The organism is Pannonibacter phragmitetus DSM 14782, assembly GCF_000382365.1.
GTDB classification, from domain to species: Bacteria; Pseudomonadota; Alphaproteobacteria; order Rhizobiales; family Stappiaceae; genus Pannonibacter; species Pannonibacter phragmitetus.
This window is the reverse complement of the sequence record NZ_KB908222.1, coordinates 16,862-41,486: the sequence shown is the minus strand read 5'-3', so window position 1 is coordinate 41,486 and position 24,625 is coordinate 16,862. Positions and strand designations below refer to the sequence as shown.

Genomic DNA, 24,625 nt, shown 5'->3' with positions numbered 1-24,625 from the left:
GGAGGTGCGCATGAAAACGATGAAGGGTCCGGGTCTGTTTCTGGCCCAGTTCGCCGGGGATACGGCGCCGTTCAACTCGCTCAAGTCCATGGTGAACTGGGCGGCGGACCTCGGCTATCGCGGGGTTCAGATTCCGACCTGGGACAGCCGCCTGTTTGACTTGGACAAGGCCGCTGCCTCTTCCGGCTATTGCGATGACATAGCGGGAATGTGCCGGGAAGCGGGTGTGGAGATCACCGAGCTTTCTACGCATCTTCAGGGGCAGCTTGTGGCCGTTCATCCGGCCTATGACGTGCCATTCGATGGTTTTGCCCCGGCGGCGGTGCATGGCAATCCGGCTGCGCGGCAGGCCTGGGCGGTGGATCAGATGCTGAAGGCGGCCAAGGCCTCGCGCCATTTCGGCCTAAATGCCAGCGTCAGCTTTCCCGGTGCGCTGGCCTGGCCCTATGTCTACCCCTGGCCGCAGCGGCCTGCGGGGCTGATCGAGGCGGCCTTTGACGAACTGGCCCGGCGCTGGCAGCCGATCCTTGACGCCTATGACGAGGCGGGCGTCGATCTGTGCTACGAAATTCATCCCGGCGAGGACATCTTTGACGGCGCCAGCTTCGAGATGTTCCTGGAGCGCGTTGGCGGGCATCCGCGCTGCTGCATCAACTATGACCCCTCGCATTTCGTGCTGATGCAGCTCGATTATCTGGCCTTCATCGACATCTATCACGAGCGTATCCGCGCCTTCCATGTGAAGGACGCCGAGTTCAATCCGGACGGGCGGCAGGGCGTTTACTCCGGCTATCAGCCGTGGATCAACCGCGCCGGGCGTTTCCGCTCGCTGGGCGACGGGCAGGTGGATTTCGCCGGTGTCTTCTCCCGCCTCACGGCCCATGGCTATGACGGCTGGGCCGTGCTGGAATGGGAATGCTGCATCAAGCACCCGGAAGACGGCGCGGCCGAAGGGGCGCCCTTCATTGCGGATCACATCATCCGGGTGACGGAAAAGGCCTTTGACGACTTTGCCGCCAGCGGGGCGGATGATGCGGCGAACCGGCGCATGCTGGGCCTTGCCCCGGCTGCGGCCGGCTGAGGGAGGGCTGGAACATGGCAATTGAAGCAAGGGGCGAAGGTGGACAAGCCGGCCGCGTGCGCCTCGGCATGGTTGGCGGCGGGCAGGGCGGCTTCATCGGCGCGGTCCACCGAATGGCCGCGAGGCTGGATGGTGACTTTGACCTCGTGGCCGGCGCCTTCTCGTCGGATCCGGAACGGGCACGCCAGTCCGGCCTTGAGCTGGGCGTCGATCCGGCCCGCTGTTATGACAGCTTTGAAGCAATGGCCACTGCGGAAGCGGCAAGGCCGGACGGCATCGAGGCGGTGTCCATCGTCACGCCCAACCATCTGCATTTCCCGGTGGCCCGCGCCTTTCTGAAAGCCGGCATCCACGTCATCTGCGACAAGCCGCTGACCTCGACGCTGGAGGATGCGGAAGAGCTGGTGAAGCTGGGTGAGGCCAGCGGGCGGCTGTTCGTGCTCACGCACAATTATTCCGCCTATCCCATGGTGCGGCAGGCGCGGGAGATGATCGCCAATGGCGAGCTTGGCACATTGCGCGTGGTGCAGGTGGAATATCCGCAGGACTGGCTGACCGAAGCGGTGGAGGAAAGCGGCCAGAAGCAGGCCTCCTGGCGCACCGACCCGGCGCGTTCGGGCGCGGGCGGCTGTATTGGCGACATCGGCACTCATGCGTTCCAGCTGGCTACCTTCGTGACACAGCTTGCCCCGTCGCAAGTGCTGGCCGATCTCACCACCTTCGTTCCGGGGCGCCGGGTGGATGACAATGTCAACGTGCTGCTGCGGTTTGCCGGCGGGGCGCGCGGCATGCTCTGGGCCAGCCAGGTGGCGCCCGGCAACGAGAACGGGCTGCGCCTGCGTGTTTATGGCGACAAGGGCGGGCTCGATTGGGAGCAGGAGAACCCCAACCATCTGTGGTTCACCCCCTTCGGCGAACCGCGCCGCCGCCTGACACGCGGCGGGGCAGGCACGGGTCCGGCGGCCGCTGCCGTAACGCGGGTGCCCTCTGGCCATCCGGAAGGCTATCTGGAGGCCTTCGCCACGCTCTACCGTGAGGCGGCGGTAGCCATCCGCACGGCACGCGACGGCGGACCTGTGGCCCTGCCGGAGCATCTGCCGGGCCTCAGTGATGGGCTTGCCGGCCTGCGCTTCATCGGCGCCTGCATCCGCTCGTCATCTGCGGGCGGGGTGTGGACGGAGCTGTAAGCCGTTAAAAAATAGGGGCCGGAGCATTCGCTGCTCCGGCCTTTTTGCTGATCTTACACACGCACCCGCGTGCCGCTGCGGGCAGCTTCGGCGATGGCGTGGATGACCTTTTCGAATTCCAGAGCGGCTGCGAAATCCGGCCAGGGACGGGTGCCGGTTTCGATGGCGCGCAGGAAATCGGCAGCCTCGATGATTTTCAGGTCGTTGAAGCCGATCTGGTGGCCGGGGGCGGGGCAGAAGGCGCCGTAGACATCGTGATCCGGCCCGGTGAGGATGGTGCGGAAGCCCTGCTCGGCTTTCGGCCCCTCGTTGACGAAGAGCTGCAGCTCGTTCATCCGCTCCTGATCATAGATGATCATGCCCTTGGTGCCGTGGATCTCGAAGCCAAGCCGGTTCTTGCGGCCCCAGGCGGAGCGCGACGCGGCGAAGGAGCCTTGCGCCCCATTGGCAAAGCGCAGGATGGCGGTGGCCGTATCCTCGTTTTCCACCTTGCCCCGGCCGGTGCCATCGGGCAGGGGGCGGGTTTCATGCACGGTCTGCATGTCGGCGATGAGGCTTTCGATGGGGCCGCAGATGCCGCAGAGCAGGCTGATCAGGTGGCAGCCGATATCTCCCAGTGCACCAAGGCCTGCTTCACCCAGCTTTGCCCGCCAGGTCCAGGGCAGGTCCGGGTCGGCCTGATAATCCTCATCCACCGCGCCGCGCACATGCACGATGCGGCCGATCCGCCCCTCCTGCACCAGCTTCTGCGCATGACGGTAGGCGGGATTGCGGGTGTAGTTGTAGCCGGTCATGGTCAGCTTGCCGGAGCGGGCGCCTGCGGCGGCCATCTCTTCGGCCTCGGTCAGCGTCAGGCCCATCGGCTTCTCGCACCACACATGCTTGCCCGCCTCAAGAGCGGCGATGGCCATCTCCTTGTGAAAGCGGTTTGGCGTGGTGATCGACACCACATCCACCTTCGGGTCATTGACCAGCGCCTGCCAGTCTCCGGTGGAGCGGGCAAAGCCGAACTGGCTGGCAAAGGCGGCGGCTTTGTCTTCCGGCGTGTCGCAGAGCAGTTCCAGCCGCACGTCCTGCACGTCGCCCATGACGGCGCGGGCATTGCGCCAGGCAAGCGCATGCGCCTTGCCCATGAAGCCTGTTCCGATCAGGCCAATCCCAAGGGTCATTGATTTCCTCCCGAAACCAAATAGAATTTTTATTCCATTCATGTCATCCTGCGGCTATCCTGTTTTGTCAAGCAGGATCAACGAACTGGCAAACCGCAATGTCGCACCTCTCCGCCCCGCGCAACATCGAAGCCTTCCATGCCCGGTTGCTGGAAGCGGCAGAAACGCTGCCGAAACGCCTGCGCCAATGCGCGGAATATCTGGCGGCGAACACGGACCGGATTGCCGTCTCCACCGTAGCGGAGATGGCGCTTGCCGCCGGTGTCCAGCCTTCGGCGCTGATGCGATTCTGCAAGATCCTCGGTTTTTCCGGCTATTCAGAGATGCAACGCCTGTTCCGGGACGCCTATGCGCAGGGCTGGCCGGACTACGCGACACGGCTCAGAAACCTGCGGGAAAGCGGTGCTGGCAGCCCATCCGCCCTGCTGGCGGAGTTCATCGATGCGGGCCGCATGTCGCTGGAAAATCTCGCCAGCAGCGTCGACAGCCGCAATCTGGACCGGGCGGTGAAGATTCTTTCCGAAGCCGGAATGGTGCATCTCGTGGGTCTTCGCCGAGCCTTTCCGGTGGCGTCCTATCTCGCCTATGCCTTTGAAAAAATGGATGTTCCAGCGTTCCTGCATGATGGTGTCGGCAAGCTCGACCACCGCCATGCCATCCGTCCGGGGGATGCGCTGGTGGCCATCACGTTCCCGCCCTACAGCGGTGAAACGGTGGAACTGGCGGAGTTTGCCCGCAGCCAGGGTGTGCCGGTCATCGCCATTACCGACACGGTGATGAGCCCGCTGCAGAAGCTGGATGCCACGGTGCTGAGTGTGGCGGAAGTGGATTTCGGTGCCTTCCGTGCATTGTCGGCGACGCTTTCGCTCGCCATCACGCTGGCGGTGGCCGTTGGTGCCGGGCGAAAAGCCGCGCCATAAAAAAACTGTTGCATCAAACCTAGAAATGGAATGAATATTCCACACCCGAAGCCCGGACATATCCGGACCGGGTGGCCGCCGGGGGGAGCCGGCGGATCCGCACTCTGGGAGGTTATGATGAGAAAAGCGCTTACCGCCATTGCCGCTGCGGCCATCGCCGTGGCTGGCCTGTCTGCTCCGGCTGCTGCCGAAGGCGAAAAGTTCGTCCTGGTCAGCCATGCGCCGGACAGCGACAGCTGGTGGAACACCATCAAGAATGCCATCGCCGTTGCCGGTGACCAGATGAAGGTCAGCGTCGAATACCGCAACCCGCCGACCGGTGATCTGGCCGACATGGCCCGCATCGTGGAGCAGGCGGCAGCATCCAACCCGAATGGCATCATCGTCACCATCGCTGACTATGACGTGCTGTCCGGCCCGATTTCCAACGCTGTGGCCAAGGGCATTCCGGTTATCACCATCAACTCCGGCACCATCGAGCAGTCCAAGAAGCTTGGCGCGCTGCTGCATGTGGGCCAGCCGGAATATGACGCAGGCTTCGGCGCGGGCGAAAAGGCCAAGGCAGCCGGTGCCAAGTCGTTCCTGTGTGTGAACCATTACATCACCAACCCGGCCTCCGTGGAGCGCTGCCAGGGCTTTGCTGCCGCACTCGGCGTGGAACTCGGCAACCAGATGATCGACGCCGGTCAGGACCCGTCCGAAATCCAGAACAAGGTCTCGGCCTATCTGCAGACCAATCCGGACACGGGTGCAATCCTTGCCCTCGGCCCCACCTCTGCGCATCCGACGCTGGCGGCGCTGGAGCAGAATGGCAAGGCTGGCCAGATCTTCTTCGGCACCTTCGATCTTTCGCCGGAAATCGCCAATGCCATCAAGGCCGGCACCATCAACTTCGCCATCGATCAGCAGCCCTATCTGCAGGGCTATCTGCCGGTCGTGATCCTCACCAACTACGCCCGCTATGGCGTCGTTCCGGGCAACTCGATCAACTCGGGTCCGGGCTTCGTGACCAAGGACAACATCGCACTGGTTGAGAAATACGCCGGCCAGTACCGCTAAGCGGCTGGCTTGAGCTGAAATTCCAGCCCCGGCCGGGGCGGTGTGAAAGCGCCCCGGCCCCTTGCAACAGACGTTTCCTGAAAATCGAGGCAACTCATGACGGACGAGCGCATCAAGCAGGTCTCGGCCCTGCGCCGTGCCATGATCCGGCCCGAGCTGGGTGCGACCACCGGCACCGTTCTGGTCTTCCTTTTCTTCCTTCTGATTGCCGGCAACTCCGGCATGTTCGCGCCGGAAGGCATCATGAACTGGACCGTGGTGTCCGCCCAGTTTGCCATCATCGCCGTGGGCGCCTGCCTGCTGATGATCTCCGGTGAATTCGATCTTTCCGTTGGCTCCATGATCGGCTTTGCCGGCATCGTGATCGCCATTCTGAGTGTCAAATTCGGCTTGCCCGTGTGGGTGTCCATCATCGCGGCCTTTGTCATCTGCGTGACGCTGGGCTGGATCAACGGCATGCTGGTGATCAAGACCGGGCTGCCATCCTTCATCGTCACGCTGGCCTTCCTATATATCCTGCGCGGCCTCACCATCTGGCTGTCGATCCTCACCACCCGCCAGACCATCATCGGCGGCGTCAAGGATCTGGCACAGAACGACTGGCTCGCCTTCCTCTTTGGCGGCGTCATCCTGAAGGATCTCTTCGTCTGGTTCGCGGATCTCGGCCTTGTCGGCAAGTTCGTGGCCGGTCCCAAGGCCGGGCTTCCGGTGGTGGAAGGCGTGCCGATGCTTGTGGTCTGGGCGCTGGTTCTGGTCGCCTTCGGTCACATCCTTCTCACCCGCACCAAGTTCGGCAACTGGATCTTCGCTTCGGGCGGAGATGCACAGGCGGCCCGTTATGTGGGTGTTCCGGTTAACCGGGTGAAGGTGCTGATGTTCATGTTCACCGCCTTCTGCGCCACCGTGTTCGCCACCTGCCAGGTGATCGAATTCGGTTCGGCTGCGGCAGACCGTGGCCTGCTGAAGGAATTCGAGGCCATCATCTGTGTGGTCATCGGCGGCGCACTGCTGACTGGCGGCTATGGTTCGGTCATCGGTGCGGCGCTGGGCGCCATCATCTTCGGCGTGGTGCAGCAGGGCCTGTTCTTCTCGGGCGCTGAAAGCTCGCTCTTCCGGGTGTTCCTCGGCACGATCCTGATCCTCGCCGTGATCCTCAATACCTACATCCGCCGCATGATCACGGGAGAACGCTGATGTCCGCCCCGCTCATCGAACTGCGCAACATCGAAAAGCATTTCGGCCCCGTGATCGCGCTGGCAGGCGTCAGCTTCGACGTGAAGGCCGGAGAGTGCCACTGCCTGCTCGGCGACAACGGCGCCGGCAAGTCCACCTTCATCAAGACCATGGCGGGCGTGCACAAGCCTTCCTCGGGCGAGATCCTGGTGGACGGCAAGGCTACGGCCTTCAACAGCCCGCGTGACGCCATGGGCGCAGGCATTGCCACGGTCTATCAGGATCTGGCCATGATCCCGCTGATGTCGGTCACCCGGAACTTCTGGATGGGCCGTGAGCCGGAGAAGAAGTTCGGCCCGTTCCGCTTCATCGACTTTGACAAGGCAAACCGGGTGACGCTGGAGGAAATGGCCAACATGGGCATTCACCTGCGCGAGCCGGAACAGGCGGTCGGCACGCTTTCGGGCGGCGAGCGCCAGACGGTGGCCATCGCCCGTGCGGTCTATTTCGGCGCCAAGGTGCTGATCCTCGACGAGCCGACGTCAGCGCTCGGCGTGCGTCAGACCTCCAACGTGCTGGCAACCATCGACAAGGTGCGCAAGCGCGGCATTGGTGTCGTCTTCATCACCCACAATGTGCGCCATGCCATGGCGGTGGGGGACCGGTTCACAGTGCTGAACCGCGGCAAGACGCTGGGCACCGCAAAACGCGGGGAAATCAAGCCGGAAGAATTGCAGGACCTCATGGCAGGCGGCAAGGAACTGGCTGAACTTGAGGGTTCGCTCGGCGGCACGATCTGAGGTGTTGCGGGTTAATTTAGGAAAGACCGACATGACAATGCGTTTCGCAGTATTGGGGGCAGGGCGGATTGGCCGCGTCCATGCCAAGGCGATCGCCGCAACGGAAGGAGCCACGCTGATTGCCGTGGCCGATCCCGTCGCTGCGGCAGCTCAGTCGCTGGCGGCGGAGCATGGCTGCTCCATCCGCACCATCGACGAGATTGAAGCGGCAAAGGATGTGGATGCCGTCATCATCTGCACCCCGACAGACACCCATGCAGACCTGATCGAGCGCTTCGCCCGCGCCGGCAAGGGCATCTTCTGCGAAAAGCCGGTGGACCTGAACGTCCAGCGCGTCAAGGACTGCCTGAAGACGGTGAAGGAAACCGGCGCCACGCTGATGGTCGGCTTCAACCGCCGCTTCGATCCGCATTTCGCCGCGCTCAAGGCGACCATCGACAGCGGCCGCATTGGCGATGTGGAGATGGTGACGATCACCTCCCGCGATCCTTCGCCCCCTCCGTATGAGTATATCTCCCGTTCGGGCGGCATTTTCCGCGACATGACCATCCATGACTTCGACGTGGCCCGCTGGCTGCTGGGCGAGGAAGTGGAAACGGTGATGGCCTCTGCCTCCGTTCTGGTCGATCCGGAAATCGGCAAGCGCGGTGATTTTGACAGCGTCAACATCATCCTGCGCACCGCTTCAGGCCGTCAGGCGATCATCACCAACACCCGCCGGGCGGTCTATGGCTATGACCAGCGCATTGAGGTGCTGGGGGCCAAGGGGCTGGTGGCTGCAGAGAACCTGCGCGAAGCCAACATCGAGGTGGCCGATGCCAGCGGCTATCACAAGCCGCCGCTGCTCGACTTCTTCATGACCCGCTACACGGCAGCCTATGCCGCCGAAATCACCGCCTTCATCAAGGCCGTGACGGACCGCACCGTGCCGCCCACCACGGGTGAGGACGGGCTGAAGGCACTGGCTCTGGCGGAAGCGGCGCTGAAGTCGGTCGCAGAAGGGCGGGCCGTGCGCCTCTCGGAAATCACGGGCTGAAGGACCAACGCGGATGAGCAAGACCCTCGATCTCATCACCATCGGCCGGTCCTCGGTCGATCTCTATGGCTCCCAGGTGGGCGGCCGTCTTGAGGATATGGGCAGCTTCCAGAAATATATCGGAGGCTCGCCCACCAACATTGCCGCCGGTTCTGCGCGGCTTGGCCTCAAGGCTGGCCTCATCACCCGCGTGGGGGATGAGCACATGGGCCGCTTCATCCGCGAACAGCTGGTGCGCGAGGGCGTGGATGTGACGGGGGTGAAAACCGACCCGGAACGCCTCACCGCCCTCGTGCTGCTGGGCATCCGTGACGACAAGCAGTTCCCGCTGATCTTCTACCGCGAGAACTGCGCCGACATGGCGATCTGCGAGGATGATATCGACCCCGCCTTCATCGCCAGCGCAAGGGCTGTTGTCGCCACCGGCACGCACCTGTCCCATCCGCGCACCGAAGCTGCCGTGCTGAAGGCCCTGCGCCTTGCCCGCGAAAGCGGCGGCCAGACGGCGCTCGACATTGATTACCGTCCCAACCTCTGGGGCCTGTCCGGTCATGGCGACGGCGAAAACCGCTTCATCGCTTCGGCCAAGGTGACGGCCCGCCTGCAGCAGCACCTGCCGTTGTTCGATCTGATCGTCGGCACGGAAGAGGAATTCCACATTGCAGGCGGCTCCACCAACACCATCGAGGCGCTTCGTGCCGTGCGGGCGCTGACAGGGGCGACGCTGATCTGCAAGCGCGGCCCCATGGGCGCTGCCGCCTTCGCCGGAGCCATTCCCGATACGCTGGATGAAGGCGAGGCAGGGCCGGGCTTCCCCATCGAGGTGTTCAACGTGCTGGGCGCGGGCGACGGCTTCATGGCGGGCTTGCTGAAGGGCTGGCTCGACGGCGAGACCTGGCCGCGTGCGCTGACCTATGCCAATGCCTGCGGTGCCTTTGCCGTGTCGCGTCATGGCTGCACACCGGCCTATCCGTCCTGGGAGGAGCTGCAGTTCTTCCTGAAGCGCGGCATCGTTACGCCTGCGCTGCGCAAGGACGCTGAGCTGGAGCAGGTGCACTGGTCCACCAACCGCTCCTATGACTGGCCGTCGATGCATGTCTTTGCCTTCGATCACCGGCGCCAGCTGGAAGAGCTGCCGGGGGCAACGCCGGAGAAGATCGGCGCCTTCAAGAAGCTCTGCCTTGCCGCCGTGGAAGAAGTGGCTGCCGGCAAGACCGGGTACGGTCTTCTGTGCGACAACCGCCTTGGCCGCGACGCCCTGCATCAGGCGGCCGGCAAGGGGCTGTGGATCGGCCGCCCTGTCGAGTGGCCCGGCTCGCGTCCGCTGACGCTGGAGCCGGAGCTGGGGCCGGACTATGGCGGTCTCGCCGAATGGCCGCTGGAACATGTGGTCAAGGTTCTGTGCTTCTGCCATCCGGATGACGATGCGGCGCTGTGGGCCGAGCAGGAAGCGGTGATCCAGCGCCTGTTTGCCGCTGCCCGCCGCAACCGGCTGGAATTCCTGCTCGAGGTCATCCCCTCCAAGGTTGGCCCGGTGGATGATGACACGACCGCCCGCATCATCGAGCGCTTCTACAAGCTCGGTGTTTATCCGGACTGGTGGAAACTGGAGCCAATGCGCTCCGATGCTGCCTGGAAGAGCACCTGCGACATGATCAAGGCCTATGATCCGCGCGTGCGCGGCATCGTGGTGCTGGGTCTTGATGCGCCGGAGGACGAGCTGGCGGCCTGCTTCGCCACGGCGGCGCAGCATGATCTGGTCAAGGGCTTTGCCGTGGGGCGCACCATTTACAGCGAGGCGGCACGCGGCTGGCTCGCCGGAACCATGACGGATGCTGAGGCCATCGCGCAGATGGCCGGAAAATTCGCCCGCCTGTCCGCCACTTGGGATGCGGCACGCGGTGCAACGGGAGTTGCGGCATGAGCAAGGTAAGACTGACCGCCGCCCAGGCCATGGTGCGCTGGCTTTCCAGCCAGATGACCGAAGACGGCGTGCCCTTCATCGCCGGGGTCTGGGCCATCTTCGGCCATGGCAATGTGGCAGGTATCGGCGAGGCGCTCTACGGTGTGCGCGACACGCTGCCCACGTGGCGGGGCCACAACGAGCAGGGCATGGCCCATGCGGCCATCGCCTATGCCAAGCAGCTTGGCCGCCGCCGGGCCATGGCGGTGACTTCCTCCATCGGTCCCGGCGCCACCAACATGGTGACGGCGGCAGCGCTGGCCCATGTCAACCGGCTGCCGGTGCTGTTCGTGCCGGGCGATGTCTTCGCCAATCGCGGGCCGGACCCGGTGCTGCAGCAGATCGAGGATTTCGGCGACGGCACCATCAGCGCCAATGACTGTTTCCGCCCGGTCTCGCGCTATTTCGACCGCATCATGCGGCCCGAGCAGCTGCTGACTGCTTTGCCGCGTGCCATGGCGGTGATGACCGATCCTGCCGATTGCGGCCCGGTGACGCTGGCTTTCTGCCAGGATGTGCAGGCGGAAGCCTATGACTGGCCGGAAGAGTTCTTTGCCCCCCGCGTCTGGCGCCAGCGCCGCCAGCGCCCGGACGAGGCGGAACTTGCCGAAGTGGTGGCCCTGATCCGCGCCGCGAAGAAGCCGGTGCTGATCGCAGGCGGCGGCGTGCATTATTCCGGCGCCACGGAAGCGCTGAAGGCCTTTGCCGAGGCGCATCAGATTCCGGTGGTGGAAAGCCAGGCGGGCAAGTCGGCCCTGCCGTGGGATCATCCTCTCAACCTTGGCCCCGTTGGTGTTACCGGATCGGAAAGCGCCAACAGCGCCGCGAAGGATACCGATCTCGTCATCGGCGTTGGCACCCGTTTTCAGGATTTCACCACCGGCTCCTGGGGGCTGTTCCGCAATCCGGCGCGCAAGCTCGTTTCCATCAACGTCGCAGCCTATGACGCCATGAAGCATGGCGCCGTGCCGCTGCAGGGCGATGCCCGCGTCTGCCTTGGCGAATTGTCAGCGCAGCTGGGTGCCCACAAGGGCCCGGCCGTTGCCGCAAGCCTCAAGGCGGACTGGTTTGCCAAGGTCGATCCGCTGACGGCTGCGCCGGAAGCGGATGCAAACGGCCTGCCCACGGATCAGCAGGTGATTGGCGCCGTGCAGCGTGCAGCTGGTCCCGATACGGTGGTGATGTGTGCCGCCGGTACCATGCCAGGCGAGTTGCATAAGCTGTGGAAGGCGAGCCGCCCCATGTCCTATCACATGGAATACGGCTTCTCCTGCATGGGCTACGAGATCGCCGGAGCGCTGGGCATCAAGATGGCGGAGCCGGAGCGCGACGTCATCTGCATGGTCGGTGACGGCAGCTACATGATGATGAATTCCGAACTCGCCAGCGCCGTGATGCTGGGCCAGAAGATCACGGTCGTCATCACCGACAACCGGGGCTACGGCTGCATCAACCGGCTGCAGATGGGCACCGGCGGAGCCGAGTTCAACAACCTTCTCGACCACACCAACCACACCAACCCCAGCCATATCGACTTCGTGGCCCATGCAGGTGCCATGGGGGCGAAGGCGGTGAAGGCCGGGTCCATCGCCGAGCTTGAGGCAGCTCTTGCCGAAGCGAAGACGGCGAGCGGTCCGTTTGTGGTGGTCATTGACACCGATCCCTACCCCTCCACGCCCCATGGCGGCCACTGGTGGGATGTGGCGGTGCCGGAAGTTTCCGCCCGTGCCGAAGTGCGGGCGGCGCGCGAGTCCTACGAACGTTCGCTTCAGGAAAGAAACTGATCCATGATCCTCTATGGCACCAATCCTATTGCCTGGTCTAACGACGACGACCAGACCCTCGGCGCCCATATTTCGCTTGAGCAGTGCCTCGATGAAACCGCCAAGATCGGTTTCGACGGCATCGAGAAGGGCCACAAGCTGCCGACGACGCCGGAAGGCATCGCCAAGGAGCTGGGCGGACGCGGGCTGAAATATATCTCCGGCTGGCACTCGCTGAACCTTCTGACGAACTCCATCGAGGATGAGAAGGCAGCGATGCAGCCCTTCCTCGACCTGCTGAAGGCGGTGGGTTCCAAGGTGATCATCACCTGCGAAACCTCCAATGCCATTCATGGCAATGACGGCGTGCCGGTGAACAACAAGCCGGTGCTGGCCGCCTCCGAGTGGGCTGACTTTGGCCGGGGCGTCGAGGCGCTGGCGGCCTTTGCGGCAGAGCAGGGCATCACGCTGGTCTATCACCACCACATGGGCACGGTGGTGGAGAGCGAGGCGGAAATCGATCTGTTCATGCAGCACACGGGACCGGCCACCAAGCTGCTGTTCGACACCGGCCACTGCTATTTCGGCGGCGGCAATCCGGCAGCAGTGGCCGAGCGCCACATGGCCCGCGTGCGCCATATCCATGCCAAGAACGTGCGCCCGGACATCATGCGTCAGGTGCGTGAGGAAAACCTCTCCTTCCTCGAAGGCGTGCGCCGCGGTGTCTTCACCGTGCCGGGCGATGCGGAAGGCGGCGTGGACTTCCTGCCCGTGCTGAAGAGCGCAGCCGCGCACGGCTACGAAGGCTGGCTTGTCATCGAGGCCGAGCAGGACCCGAGCGTGCGCAATCCCTTCGAGTACCAGAGCATGGGCTTCAACGCCTTGCGCAGCTTCGCCCGCGAGGCTGGGCTTGACAAGGGCAGGTGATGGAGCTGGGGGCGGGGTTTCTCCGGCCTCCCATCTCCCTGGCGGGGCAGTGTTTACAACGGACTTCCGTCAGGCACAAACTCCTCTCCCCCCTTGAGGGGGAGATGCCCCCGGCAGGGGGCAGAGGGGGGTAATGGACTGTCCGTTTGTGAGAGAGCCAGCCGTATTGAGGCGCTGCACCCCCCCTCTGTCTGCTGACGCAGACATCTCCCCCTCAAGGGGGGAGAGGGGCGCTGCGGCAATAGGCCGGACCTGGGAAACATGGCATGAAGCTCCGTCCGGGGTATATTCAGCGCATGCCCCGGACATCTGCTACGCTCGGCGCAGCCGCTCTCTCCTGATCCCTCGCAGCAAAGAGACCTTGATGAAGATTATTGACCCGACCCATTCCTTCTACGGCCCGCTGTGGCGGCGCATTGCCATTGTGGTGGTCACGGCTGGCTGGGCCGGGTTTGAATACTGGAACGGCTCCACGGGCTGGGCGCTGTTCTTCGCGGCCATTGCGGCCTATGCCGCGTGGGCTCTGATCATCACCTACAAGCCGCAACAGGGCGGAGATGGAACGGTATGAGCAAGCTTCTGAGAAAGCCGCAAGGCACCCACGGCAAGACCCATGCCATCACGCCGGAAAGCGCCGGCTGGGGCTATGTGGGCTTTGATCTCTACCGCCTGAAGGCGGGCGAAAGCGTTGGTGAGGCCACCGGCGGACGCGAAGTCATTCTCGTGCTGGTCGAGGGCAAGGCCCGCCTCTCCGCATCGGGCAAGGATTTCGGCGAGCTGGGGCTGCGCATGGACGTGTTCGAGCGTCTGCCGCCCGCCTGCCTTTATGTGCCGGACCAGTCGGACTGGTCTGCCACCGCCACCACGGATCTGACGCTGGCCGTCTGCTCGGCACCAGGCAAGGGCACCCATGAAGCGCAGGTGCTGGGGCCGGATGGCATCCAGCTTGATCAGCGCGGGCAGGGCACCAACACCCGCTACATCCACAACATCGCCATGGAAGGGCGGGATGTGGCTGGCAGCCTGCTGGTGACGGAAGTCTTCACCCCCTCCGGCCACTGGTCGTCCTATCCGCCGCACCGGCATGATGAGGACAACTATCCGGACATGACCTATCTGGAAGAGACCTATTATCACCGGCTCAACCCGGCACAGGGCTTCGGCATCCAGCGGGTCTTCACCGAGGACGGCTCTCTCGAGGAGACGATGGCCGTCTCCAACCATGACGTGGTTCTGGTCCCCAAAGGCCACCACCCCTGCGGCTCGCCCTATGGCTACGAGATGTATTATCTCAACGTCATGGCCGGCCCCTTGCGCAAGTGGCGCTTCAAGAACCACCCGGACCATGACTGGATCTACCAGCGCGACATGGTGAAGTGACAGGTGCAGCCGCTCTTTATCCTCGTGACGGGTTAGGTTTCCCGGTCCACTAGTCAGACACCAAACCCTCTCCCCCCTTGAGGGGGAGATGCCCCCGGCAGGGGGCAGAGGGGGGAAACTGACTGTCCATTCAAGAGAGAGGTTCTGCCGTATCGAGGCGCTGCTACCCCCCTCTGTCTGCTGTCGCAGACATCTCCCCCTCAAGGGGGGAGAGGGGTTTCTTGACTTTGGGAGTCGAGCAAAACTCAGGCCGCAATGATCCTTGCCTCCCCCTACTCACACGGCGCAATTCTGACCGGTTCCGAGGCATCGGCACCGATCATGTGGCAGGTGCCGTTTGCGCAGAGGGTCCAGCCGGAGACGGTGGCGCCGGAGGCGGCGAGAAGCAGCTCTGCTTGCGGCGGCAGGTTTGGGGTCCAGACCCACCAGCCGTCCTGAAGCCGGGCGCCATCGCCCGGCTCCATGCCTGCGCCCGAGCCGCGCACACGGGCCTCCTGAAGTCTGAGGCCCTCTTCCGTTACCGCCCAGGTTTCCTGCCACTCCGTCTTTTCGACGGAGTGGGTCCATTCCAGCGTGAAAGGGCCGGAGAGGCTGAGCGTCAGTGCTCCGGCCAGAAGGCAGGCGCTCATGCGCCTGCGTTCGGGGTGGCCTTGTTGCCTGCCGCCATGTTGGCCCGCCAGACGAGGAAGGCGAAGAGGGCGAAGAGCCCCAGCCCCACTTCATCGGTGACCGGCAGGGCCGCCACCAGCGTAAACGCCGAGGCGATGGCGAGCGCCCGCATCCACCAGGCCAGCGGCACGCCGAGCCAGCCGATGACGGCTGCGCCCCACAGGCTGATGGCAATGGCGACCTTGAGGACGATGTAGATCACCGCCGGGACATAGCCGATGCTTTCTGCCAGCGCGCCGCCATCCTGCAGCATCAGGGCCGGTGTATAGACGGCCATGAAGGGGATGACGAACCCGGCGGCTGCCACCTTCACCGCCTCGAAGGAGATCTTCAATCCGCTTTCCCTGGCGATGGGGCTTGCGGCAAAGCAGGCAAGCGCCACGGGCGGGGTGAGATCGGCGAGGATGCCGAAATAGAACACGAACATGTGGCTGACGATCAGCGGCACGCCGAGTTCCAGCAGGGCAGGGCCTGCGATGGACGAGGTGATGATGTAGTTCGGGATGGTCGGGATGCCCATGCCCAGCACGATGCAGGTGATCATCGTCAGAAGCAACGAGAGGAACAGGCTGTTCTGGCCGACGCTGACGATGAACTGGCCGAAGGTGGTGGCCGCACCCGTCAGCGTCATGGTGCCGATGATGATGCCGACGAGGGCACAGGCCACACCAACGGGAAGGGCGGTGCGGGCGCCATCGGCGAGACTGTCGCGGCACAGGGCCAGCGTGTTGCGCCCGCCCTTGGTGAAGATGTTGAGGAGAATGAGCGCCGAGATCGCGATCAGCAGCACCTTGATGCCGAGCGCAAAGAAGGCGGCGCCCGTCAGGCCAAGACCGATCCAGAAGATCGACCGGATGACGCCCTGCGGCAGGCCAAGCGCAATGGAGCCGCCGAGGATCAGCAGGACCGTCAGTCCCAGACCGATGGTGCCTGCAAACAGCGGCGTGTAGCCGCCGAAGAGCAGATAGACCAGCACGCCGAGCGGCAGCAGCAGGAACCAGCCTTCCTTCAGCGCCTTCACGGCGGAGGGCAGTTCGTCCTTCGGCAGGCCGCGCAGGTTCCGCTTGCCCGCTTCCAGATGCACCATCCAGAAGGCCGAGGCGAAATAGAGCACGGCAGGAATGAGGGCCGCCTGCACCACCTCGTAATATTCAACGCCCAGCGTTTCGGCCATGATGAAGGCCACCGCACCCATGACCGGCGGCATGATCTGACCGCCCATGGAGGATGTGGCCTCCACACCACCGGCAAAGGCCGGGCGGTAGCCGAAGCGCTTCATCAGGGGAATGGTGAACTGGCCGGTGGTGACCACATTGGCAACACCCGAGCCGGAAATGGTGCCCATCAGGCCGGAGGAAATGACCGACACCTTGGCGGCTCCGCCCGTGGCATGGCCGACGAGGCCGAGGCTGACATCGGTGAAGAGCTTGATCATCCCGGCCCGCTCCAGGAAGGAGCCGAAGAGAATGAACAGGAAGATGAAGCTGGAGCTGACATAGACCGGAATGCCGTAGATGCCTTCCGTGCCATAGGTCATGTGCTCGACAACCTGCGCAAAATCGTAACCGCGATGGTCCAGCGGCGCGGGCAGATACTGGCCGAAGAGGCAATAGGCGAGAAACAGCCCTGCAATGATGGGCAGCGCCAGCCCCATCATGGCCCAGGCGGCAGCAAAGACCGTCACAAGCGCGATGACCCCCATTGCCAGATCCCGCGGCAGCGGGTCGCCTGCCCGGATCAGCAGGTCGGTGTAATCCCACCACTGATAGGCGGCGACGGAAACGGCGGCGAAAGCCATCAGCCAGGCGGCAATGCGCACCGGCAGCTTGTCATGCCGGGCGGCGGCGACCAGCGGGAAGGTCAGCAGGCCGAGAAAACCGACATGCACCGCGCGCACGATCTGGCTCGGCAGGTCGATGACATGGGCGGCCGTGGCGATCTGGAAGGCGGAAAAGGCAAAGGCGATCCAGAACAGCAGGCGGCCTTCGAAGCCTTCCTGAAAGCCAGCGCCATGCGGGTCTTCCTGAGGCGCAGCAATCTGGGTCTGCGGAGAGAGGGGTGTGCTCATGCGCGGCTCGAACTTTCGCGGGGTGCGGCAATGCGGAAAGGGAAAAAGGGGGAGCGCAGATGCCGCGCTCCCCCCCCGTCAGCCGGGGCCTTACATCAGGCCCTTTTCCTTGTAGAAGCGCTCTGCACCCGGATGCAGCGGCACGGGCATGCCGGTGAGGGCATTGTCGAGGCTGATGGCCTTGGCTGCTGCATGGGCGGCGACCATTTCCGGCAGGTTCTCGAACAGCTGCTTGGTCATCTGGTAGGCGGTTTCTTCCGAGACATCCTCATGGGTGATGAGGAAGTTGACGACCGCGACCGTCGGCACGTCGGCACTCTGGCCCTCATAGGTGCCAGCCGGAATGGTGGCGGCGATGTAGGGCGCGCCCAGCTTCGTCACAACGTCTTCCGGCACGGAGACCATGTTGACCGGAACCGAGGTGGCAAGGTCCTTCAGCGAGGCCACGCCAAGGCCTGCGGACTGCAGGGTAGCGTCGAGCTGGCGGTTCTTCATCAGTTCCACGGACTCGGCGAAGGGCAGGTATTCGGTCTTGGACAGATCCGAGTAGCCCATGCCTGCGGCGGCAAAGATGGCGCGTGCGTTCAGCTCGGTGCCGGACTTGGCCGCACCCACGGACAGGCTCTTGCCCTTCAGGCCGGCCAGATCGGTGATGCCGCTGTCCCTGGAGGCAACGATCTGGATGTAGTTCGGATAGATGGCGGCAATGCCGCGCAGCTTGGTCAGGGGTGCCTTGAAACCGGCCTCGGCATCGCCTTCCCAGGCGAGCTTGACGGAATCACCCAGGGCAAAGCCGATCTCGCCCTTGCCCTGCTGCAGCAGGTTGAGGTTTTCGACCGAGGCCTTGGTGGCCTGCACCTGCGGGCGGGCGCCTTCGATCTTGTCGCCATAGATCTTCGACAGGGCAACGCCCAGCGGATAGTAGACGCCGGATGTGCCGCCCGTGAGCACGTTGATGAATTCGGCCTTGGCCGGGACCATGGCAACGCCCATGGCCGTGGCGGCGATGGCAGCAGCACCAAGCGAACGCTTGATCAGGTTCATGAATATGCCTCCCTTTTGGTTCCGGTCTTTTCGTCCGGCATGCAGCACGGCTGGTGCCGCAACTGCCTTCTGGCTCATGGCCACACGGGCACAAGGTCTCCTCCCGTGAGCCTTACCGGCAGCAAAGGTAGCGGGGGAAATGGCGCTAGGGCAACCGTGTTTATACCGAGGCCATCCGGGGGAGGGCGCCTTTGGAACGAGGTGCGTTGCTCAGCCGCCGAGGGCCGCCTCGATCAGCCGGGGAAGACCAAGCCGGGCTGCGCCTGTCAGCGGGGCGTCTCCGCCGAGCTGCGAGCGGCGGATTTCCGGCGGAGCCGGATGACACAGCGGCAGAAGCGCGCGGACACGGGCGATGAAGTCCGCCCTTGCGCCGATGGAACCACCCAGCACCACAAGGGCGGGGTTGGTGATGGCGGCAAGGGCGGCGATGGCGCGAGCCACAAGCCGGGCGGTGTCCTCCAGCACGGCTTCGGCGGCAGAGTTGCCCTGTTCTGCCTGGGCGAAAATCTCCGGCACGGTGAGGTCTTCACCGCTCAGCGCCTGGTAGCGGTGGCGCATGCCGTGGGAGCCTGCTTCCTGCTCCAGCGCGCCGCAGTCCCGCGATTGCGGGTCAAAGGGATCAGCGCCGAAGGGCAGGAAGGCGATTTCTCCGGCCGCATGCGCAGCGCCGCGCAAGAGCCGGCCGTCGCAGATCAGCCCGCAGCCGATGCCTGTGCCCACGGAAACATAGGCCATGTCCAGAACAGGAGCGGCGGCAGACAAAGCCCACCGCTCGCCTTCGGCGGAGAGGTTCACGTCATTTTCCAGCTGCACGCTGCACCCGAGCGCTTCGGCAAAGGCGGCGCATACGTCGAATGCGTCAAAGCCGGGAATGTTGGGCGCCATCATCACCCGGCCTGTCCGGCTGTCGGGCGCGCCGGGCACGCCGATGACGGCATGGCGCACCCGGTTCCAGTCAATGCCGGAAGCCGCAGCGGCTTCCCGGCACAGGCGGGCGATCTGGGTGATGACGCGCCCGCCGCCCCGGCTGTCCGTTGGCTCCGTCAGGCCGGGCAGCAGCGTGCCGTTGAGGGTTGAGAGCGCCACGGCCACCTTGGTGCCGCCCAGATCCACTACGGCGCAGCAGGCAGTCTCTGGAACGGGCGCAAAGACCGATGCACGCCGTCCGATATGGCCTGCGGTCTCACCGGTCTGACGGATGAGCCCCGCAGTCTCCAGCGCCCGGCAGATGAGCGTCAGCGTCTGTTTCGACAAGCCGCAGCGGCGCGCCAGCTCAGCCCGGGACATGGGGCCGTTGGTGAGAAGTTGCTGGAATACAGTGTGATGCGTGGCCGGATGCTGCGGGACGGGGACCATATGGGGCTCTTTTTAGTTCGTCAGATTGACGAACTAAAAAGCTGAACTTCCCTGCTGTCAAGCGCCTGACCGTCTTGCAGCGCCGGAGTGCATGTAATAATGTAACAAAAACGCGCGCGCTTGCCAGCACGTGCCAGATGCTTATTTCTAGCCGGGGTCCTGGCTGATTGCCTCAAGGCAGGACAGAATGAACTGCAGCGCCGGTGCGAGGAATTGGGGACGGAATGCCAAAGATTACGCAGAAAATCCCCGTTATCGTCCTCACCGGCTTTCTCGGTTCGGGCAAATCGACGCTTCTGCAGGAGTTGCTGGCCCGCGAGAACGGGCAGGACACGGCGGTCATCATCAATGAATTCGGCGAGGTGCCGATTGACCATGATCTGGTCCGGGTGGGCCGGGGTGAGCTGATGCGCACCTCCACCGGGTGCCTGTGCTGCACCGCCGGCTCCGATGTGCGCGGAACCCTTTACGAGCTGTATGAAGCGGTGGAGAGCGGCGATGTGGCCCCGTTCTCCCGCGTCATCATCGAAACCACCGGCCTTGCCGATCCCGCGCCGCTGGTCAACCAGCTGGTGGCCGGTGCCATGCCCGCCATGGGCCTGCGTGATCATGTGGTGGCACGGCATTTCGTACTGGCCGGTGTCGTGACCACGGTGGACATCATCACCGGCGAAATCACGCTCGAGAACCATTTCGAGGCTGCCAAGCAGGTGGCCTTTGCCGACCGTATCGTCCTGACCAAGACGGATCTGGCGCAGGATCCGGCGAGCAAGCGCGATATCGATCTGCTGGCTGAAGGCCTGCGGCAGCTGAACCCTGCGGCTGAACTCACCGACCGGCACGGGGAAGGCGTTGATCTCGACAGCCTGTTCGTGCCGCGCAACTATCAGCCGGCCAGCCTTGGCGAGGATGTACTGGGCTGGCTCGCCATGGATCAGGCGGTCAGCGCCGAAGGCGGCCATGCACATGGCAAGGGCGGCCTTTCCCGCCACGCCGCGCGGGTGAACAGCTTCGTGCTGACCTCCGATGCGCCTTTTGCCGAGGCCAACTACAAGCGCTTCATGGATGTGCTGGTCAAGGCGGCGGGGCCGCGCCTCCTGCGCGTCAAGGGATTGATCGCGCTGGAAGATGCGCCGGACAAGCCGCTGGTCATCCATGCCGTGCAGCATGCCGTGTTTCCGGCGGTGCAGCTGGAGGCCTGGCCGAGCGAAGACCGGCGCGGGCGGCTCGTCTTCATCACGGACGAGCTGGAAGAAAAGCCCGTCCGCGAGTTGTTTGAAGCGGTGCTCATCGGCCGTCCTTCAGCCATGGAGCGCCTGCGCAATGCAATCGGGCTGGGGCCCAAACCAACACGGGACGCCTGACACATGACCGCATTCATCAATCCGCTCAAGCCGCGCTCACGCGGCATTCCGCAGAAGATCGCGGAGATCAAGGGCTGGGTCCGCACGGCCTTTGCGCTGGAAGAGGGCGTGGCTATCTCTCTCTCGGAACTGACGTGCCGCGATGAGGGCTGCCCGGATGTGGAAACGGTCATCGGCCTGCTGCGCGAGGGGCATCCCATCGAAGTGCACCGTCTGCACATGCCGCTGACGGAGGTGAGCGAGGCGGATGTGCGGAAGCTGGCTGCGGGCAGCTGAGCTTCTGGCGTTTTTCGGGTTGACGTCGCGCGCCTGTGAATAAGGCGCTATGTCTTCGGGAAACCACAGACCTGCGCAGGCCCGATTCGATGAGCATGCAGCCCGCCCTGGACCTTCCTGCATCACGGCTGTTCAGCTGGACAGGCGAATTTCTCGATCGTGAGCGGGAGGATGCCTATTGCACGGCGTCCCTGCGCGAAACGCTCGGCTCGTCCAAGCTTTGCATTCTGGCCACGACCATTTCCAGCCTTGCCTTCATCCCGATGGACGTGATGATGCTGGACGAGCCGCGCCTCATGTTCTTTCTTGGCATACGTGCGCTGCTGGCGGTGCTTTGCATTGCGGTCCTGTTCGGGCTCAACAAGCAGGTTAGCCATCAGCGTGTCACCTGGCTGACCTATGCTCAGATTATTCCCTTCTTCTTTCTCAACGGCCTGATCTTTGATCATCCGGCGCTGACCCGCCACGGCGGGTTGCTGCTGCCCCTGATCGCCATTTCCATGCCCATGTATCTGCCCGGCCGCTTCTGGATGGTGGCGCTGACGAGTGCCTATGCGCCTCTGGTCAGCCTGCTGTTCTGGGGTGTCTTGAGGCCGCAGCCCGAAACGCCGCTGGATCTTGCGTCCATCTTTCTGGCGGTCACCGTCGGTTACGTTGCCGGAAGCGTGGCGCGGGTGCAGCTCAACCGCATGCGCCGGGAAGAGTTTCTGCGCATTGACCGGGAGCGGCAGATCAATGAGGAACTGCGGCAGGCCAAGGACGAGGCAGAAGCCGGGGCCAGAGTGAAGGCAGACTTTCTGGCTGTCATGAGCCACGAAATCCGCACGCCGCTCAATGGCGTGCTTGGCATGGTGCGGCTGGCACAGGCCGAAGAGCTGCCGCCGGTCGCCCGCACGCGGCTGGAAATCCTGCAGCAATCCGCTGAGGCTCTGGCCACCATCCTGGATGATGTGCTGGACCTGTCCAAACTGGAAACGGGAACGGCGGAGCACGAAAATGTCCCGCTGGACCTGCAGAAAATTCTCCAGGATGTCATGACGCTTGTCAGTTCCAAGGCGCAGGAAAAGGGGCTTTCGGTCCGTCTCGACCTGCACCCCGAGGTGCCGCGGCATGTGGCAGGCGACCCGGCCAGACTGCGCCAGATCCTGCTCAATCTGGCCGGCAACGCGGTGAAGTTTACCGAGAAGGGTTCGGTCAGCATAACGGTTGACCTGCAGGGGCAGCTGCCCGGCGGGACGAAGGCGGGCAGCGGGGCTCTGCCGCTCCGCTTTTCTGTCCGGGATACGGGTATTGGCATTTCACAGGACGAGATGCCGCGTCTGTTCCAGCCCTTCTCGCAGGCCGATGCCTCGATCCGCCGCCGCTATGGCGGTTCGGGCCTGGGCCTTGTCATTTGCAAGCGGCTGGCGGAAGCCATGGGCGGCAGTGTCTCCGTGACCAGCGTGAAAGGCGAAGGCAGCTGTTTCCAGCTGAACCTGCCCATGGCACCGGCATCCGGGCGCTCCCTGCCGGAAGCTGCAGCAGAGCTGGGGGCAGGCGCGCCGGCCGGTCTGGTGCCGCTGCAAAGCCTGGCGATCCTTCTGGTGGAGGACAATCCGGTCAACCAGCTGGTCGCCAGTGGCTTGCTGGAACGCGAAGGCCATGTCTGCACCGTGGCAGACAGCGGTGAAGAGGCGCTGAAGCTGGTGCAGACCCGCCCCTTTGACGTGGTGCTGATGGATCTGCAGATGCCGGGCATGGATGGCTATGAGACCTGCGGCGCCATCCGGGCGCTGGGCGGGGCCTTCCGCCATCTGCCCATCATCGCGCTGACGGCAAATGCGCTTCCGGAAGACCGCCGCCGTTCGCAGGAGGCGGGCATGGACGGGCATCTGGAAAAGCCGGTGCGGCCTGAGGTGCTCAACGATATGCTGCAGCGGGCCGCCAGCCGGCGGCAGGCACAGGAGCGGGCAAGTGCAGAACCGCGCCCCTTGCGTCCGTTCAACATTCTTCCGGGTGCAGATATGCTGATTGCAGGGGACGTTCCGCCAGGCTTGCCCGAGGAGCTTACCGGTCTTGGCTACCGGGTCTTTCCGCTGCCGGACGTGAAGGCAGCGCAGCATATTCTGGCCGTGAGGCCCTTTCCGGTGATGATCCTGTTCCCGCGCCGCATGGGCGACGTGGCTGTGGCGCAAGAGCTTTGCGAAGGCGGCATGCGGCTCGTGACCTGCGCTTGCGGGCCTGCCGCGCTGGATGAATTGCAGCGCCTCGGGGTCGAGGCAGCCTTCGATTGCGGCCGTGCGGAAGGCAAGCGCGTGCGGGGTCTGGCGGAAGAACTCGGGCAGCTGCTGACCGGCCCTGCCTCCTCCGGCGGCGCTGGGCATGAGGCCGCTGCCCCTGCCCAGCTTCTGGGGGAAGATCGGCTCGCGCAACTCAAAATCTTGTTCCTTGAGAATTTGAAAGAGCAGCTTCAAGCTTTGCGTAAGGTTGACGCTGGTAGCGTGGAGCTGCAGCGTATTGCACACCGCGTGAAGGGAAGCGCAGCGAATATGGGTTACACGGACCTTCAGCATGCTGCAGGCCTGTTGTTGACAGAAAAAGCGGCGCCAAGTAACGGCGCTATCGATGAGCTTTCAACCGCACTTCGTGCAGCGATTGAAGAGCTCGAAACGAATGCGGGTGCGCAGGCGCCTGATGCGCCCGGGAAGACAGCATACTGATGACCGCAACAGTCCTCGTCGTTGAAGATGCCCCAGAGAGCCTGGAGATGATTTCCGGCTTTCTCACGGATAATGGCATGAGTGTGATCACCGCAGGCAGCGGTGCGGATCTGCGGGCGCGATTGCAGGGATTGCAGCCGGATATCATCCTGCTTGATGTCAATCTCCCGGACGAGGACGGCATCGAACTGGCGCGGCAACTGCGCCTCGGCGAGCGGTTCGGCCTCATCTTCGTAACGGGCCGGGATTCCGATGACGATGTGCTGGCCGGGCTCGATGCAGGCGGGGATGACTATGTCACCAAGCCGATCAATCTGCGCACGCTGCTTGCTCGCATCCGCAGCGTGCTGCGCCGCTCGCGTGAGCCGGTGATCACCTTTGACGGGTGGATTCTGGACGTGGTGCGCCGCGAGCTGTTCCGTCCCAACGGTCAGCTGGTCGAACTGACGGCTGGTGAGTTCAACATTCTGGTGGCGCTGGCTTCCCGTCAGATGCAGCCGCTGAGCCGGGACTTTCTGCTGGATGTGATCTCCAACCGCGACCCGCGTGATATCAGCGGCCATACGGTCGACAACCTGATCGCCCGCCTGCGCAAGAAGATGCAGCATGAGGGGAAAGATGCGCCGATCGTCACGATCCGGGGCGTCGGCTATGCGTTGATGCCCTCGCAGGGCAAGCCGGACTGAGCCGG

General features: G+C 64.0%; 21 protein-coding genes. 16 read left to right on the top strand and 5 right to left on the bottom strand.

What is annotated here, in order from left to right:
• The first annotated feature begins 10 nt into the window (after positions 1-10).
• Entirely contained in the window at positions 11-1,081 is a 1,071-nt protein-coding gene (locus tag H163_RS0112985) for a sugar phosphate isomerase/epimerase family protein (protein WP_019965024.1), read from the top strand.
• 14 nt (positions 1,082-1,095) lie between these two features.
• Positions 1,096-2,268, top strand: coding sequence for a Gfo/Idh/MocA family protein (locus H163_RS0112980; RefSeq protein WP_019965023.1), 1,173 nt, complete (start codon positions 1,096-1,098; stop codon positions 2,266-2,268).
• Positions 2,269-2,321: 53 nt separating this feature from the next.
• On the opposite strand, the gene H163_RS0112975 is transcribed toward H163_RS0112980, so the two are convergent.
• Entirely contained in the window at positions 2,322-3,437 is a 1,116-nt protein-coding gene (locus H163_RS0112975) for a Gfo/Idh/MocA family protein (RefSeq protein WP_019965022.1), read from the bottom strand.
• 98 nt (positions 3,438-3,535) lie between these two features.
• Here H163_RS0112975 and H163_RS0112970 point away from each other — a divergent pair, with 98 nt between their 5' ends.
• The 10 genes from H163_RS0112970 to iolB all read left to right on the top strand — a co-directional run bounded on the left by H163_RS0112970 (position 3,536) and on the right by iolB (position 14,458).
• A complete protein-coding gene (locus H163_RS0112970) occupies positions 3,536-4,357 on the top strand; it encodes a MurR/RpiR family transcriptional regulator (protein ID WP_019965021.1) in 822 nt (273 codons plus the stop codon).
• Positions 4,358-4,474: 117 nt separating this feature from the next.
• Positions 4,475-5,416, top strand: coding sequence for a sugar ABC transporter substrate-binding protein (locus tag H163_RS0112965; RefSeq protein WP_026355804.1), 942 nt, complete (start codon positions 4,475-4,477; stop codon positions 5,414-5,416).
• Positions 5,417-5,512: 96 nt separating this feature from the next.
• A complete protein-coding gene (locus H163_RS0112960) occupies positions 5,513-6,610 on the top strand; it encodes an ABC transporter permease (RefSeq protein ID WP_019965019.1) in 1,098 nt (365 codons plus the stop codon).
• Complete coding sequence (locus H163_RS0112955; protein WP_019965018.1) at positions 6,610-7,389, top strand: ATP-binding cassette domain-containing protein; 780 nt, start codon at positions 6,610-6,612, stop codon at positions 7,387-7,389. The genes H163_RS0112960 and H163_RS0112955 overlap by 1 nt, the downstream gene beginning before the upstream one ends.
• A gap of 31 nt (positions 7,390-7,420) precedes the next feature.
• Positions 7,421-8,425, top strand: coding sequence for an inositol 2-dehydrogenase (iolG, locus tag H163_RS0112950; protein ID WP_026355803.1), 1,005 nt, complete (start codon positions 7,421-7,423; stop codon positions 8,423-8,425).
• A 13-nt stretch (positions 8,426-8,438) separates the two neighbouring features.
• A complete protein-coding gene (locus H163_RS0112945; protein ID WP_019965016.1) occupies positions 8,439-10,349 on the top strand; it encodes a bifunctional 5-dehydro-2-deoxygluconokinase/5-dehydro-2-deoxyphosphogluconate aldolase in 1,911 nt (636 codons plus the stop codon).
• Positions 10,346-12,172, top strand: coding sequence for a 3D-(3,5/4)-trihydroxycyclohexane-1,2-dione acylhydrolase (decyclizing) (gene iolD / locus H163_RS0112940; RefSeq protein ID WP_019965015.1), 1,827 nt, complete (start codon positions 10,346-10,348; stop codon positions 12,170-12,172). The genes H163_RS0112945 and iolD overlap by 4 nt, the downstream gene beginning before the upstream one ends.
• A 3-nt stretch (positions 12,173-12,175) precedes the next feature.
• Positions 12,176-13,078, top strand: coding sequence for a myo-inosose-2 dehydratase (gene iolE / locus H163_RS0112935; RefSeq protein ID WP_019965014.1), 903 nt, complete (start codon positions 12,176-12,178; stop codon positions 13,076-13,078).
• Between the two features lie 364 nt (positions 13,079-13,442).
• Positions 13,443-13,649: a hypothetical protein gene (locus H163_RS0112930; RefSeq protein WP_019965012.1), complete on the top strand. Its 207-nt coding sequence runs from the start codon at positions 13,443-13,445 to the stop codon at positions 13,647-13,649.
• Positions 13,646-14,458 (top strand): 5-deoxy-glucuronate isomerase, encoded by an 813-nt coding sequence (gene iolB, locus H163_RS0112925; RefSeq protein WP_019965011.1) that lies wholly within the window; start codon positions 13,646-13,648, stop codon positions 14,456-14,458. The genes H163_RS0112930 and iolB overlap by 4 nt, the downstream gene beginning before the upstream one ends.
• A 272-nt stretch (positions 14,459-14,730) precedes the next feature.
• On the opposite strand, the gene H163_RS0112920 is transcribed toward iolB, so the two are convergent.
• The 4 genes from H163_RS0112920 to H163_RS0112905 form a co-directional block, all read right to left on the bottom strand.
• On the bottom strand, positions 14,731-15,087 hold the full coding sequence (locus tag H163_RS0112920; RefSeq protein WP_019965010.1) for a DUF1850 domain-containing protein: 357 nt from the start codon (positions 15,085-15,087) through the stop codon (positions 14,731-14,733).
• Positions 15,084-17,195 carry a TRAP transporter permease gene (locus tag H163_RS0112915; RefSeq protein ID WP_019965009.1) on the bottom strand — a complete coding sequence of 704 codons (2,112 nt, stop codon included), beginning with the start codon at positions 17,193-17,195 and terminating at the stop codon, positions 15,084-15,086. Before H163_RS0112915 ends, H163_RS0112920 begins: the two co-directional genes overlap by 4 nt.
• A 90-nt stretch (positions 17,196-17,285) precedes the next feature.
• Positions 17,286-18,239, bottom strand: a complete 954-nt coding sequence (locus H163_RS0112910) for a TAXI family TRAP transporter solute-binding subunit (RefSeq protein WP_019965008.1) — start codon at positions 18,237-18,239, stop codon at positions 17,286-17,288.
• Positions 18,240-18,449: 210 nt separating this feature from the next.
• Entirely contained in the window at positions 18,450-19,595 is a 1,146-nt protein-coding gene (locus H163_RS0112905; protein WP_019965007.1) for an ROK family transcriptional regulator, read from the bottom strand.
• A 224-nt stretch (positions 19,596-19,819) separates the two neighbouring features.
• On the opposite strand from H163_RS0112905, the gene H163_RS0112900 reads away from it, so the two are divergent.
• From H163_RS0112900 to H163_RS0112885, 4 genes are all read left to right on the top strand, one after another.
• The gene (locus tag H163_RS0112900) at positions 19,820-20,959 is read left to right on the top strand and encodes a CobW family GTP-binding protein (RefSeq protein WP_019965006.1); all 1,140 of its coding nucleotides are present in this window, start codon (positions 19,820-19,822) and stop codon (positions 20,957-20,959) included.
• A 3-nt stretch (positions 20,960-20,962) separates the two neighbouring features.
• Positions 20,963-21,235 carry a hypothetical protein gene (locus tag H163_RS0112895; RefSeq protein WP_019965005.1) on the top strand — a complete coding sequence of 91 codons (273 nt, stop codon included), beginning with the start codon at positions 20,963-20,965 and terminating at the stop codon, positions 21,233-21,235.
• An 89-nt stretch (positions 21,236-21,324) separates the two neighbouring features.
• On the top strand, positions 21,325-23,934 hold the full coding sequence (locus H163_RS22780; protein ID WP_019965004.1) for a hybrid sensor histidine kinase/response regulator: 2,610 nt from the start codon (positions 21,325-21,327) through the stop codon (positions 23,932-23,934).
• Positions 23,934-24,620, top strand: coding sequence for a response regulator transcription factor (locus tag H163_RS0112885; protein ID WP_019965003.1), 687 nt, complete (start codon positions 23,934-23,936; stop codon positions 24,618-24,620). Before H163_RS22780 ends, H163_RS0112885 begins: the two co-directional genes overlap by 1 nt.
• Positions 24,621-24,625 lie beyond the last annotated feature (5 nt).